The 365-nt window shown below is 37.5% G+C and carries 1 pseudogene; it reads left to right on the forward strand.

Going from position 1 to position 365, the window contains the following annotated elements:
- Window positions 1–57: 57 nt before the first annotated feature.
- Window positions 58–365: pseudogene (locus WFH18_RS17900) on the forward strand (IS5-like element ISAba31 family transposase); the annotation flags it as partial.

Below are 365 nucleotides of genomic sequence, written 5' to 3' on the forward strand. Positions count from 1 at the left end.
TTAAAAAAATAGCGAAGTAGTAAAATCAAATCGCCAAACCCAATTTTACTATTCGCTATGCCTCGTACCATGCTGACAGATCAACACTGGCAAAAGTTGAAAGTTATTCTGCGTAATTTATCCATTCACCACAACTCAAATTTACGCAATTTTATTGAAGCTATTCTCTATAGAATTAGAACAGGCTGTCCGTGGCGAGATATTCCTTGTTGTTTTGGTCATTCAAACTCTATTTTCAAACGTTTTAATCGTTGGTCAAGCAGCGGTAAGTTACTTAGATTATTCAAATTACTAGCCTCATGCCCCGATATGGAGTGGATTTTTATTGATGGCTCTCATGTACGTGCTCATCAACATTCTGCCGG

It is taken from the genome of Acinetobacter sp. USHLN143, assembly GCF_037145695.1.
Taxonomy (GTDB): Bacteria; Pseudomonadota; Gammaproteobacteria; order Pseudomonadales; family Moraxellaceae; genus Acinetobacter; species Acinetobacter fasciculus.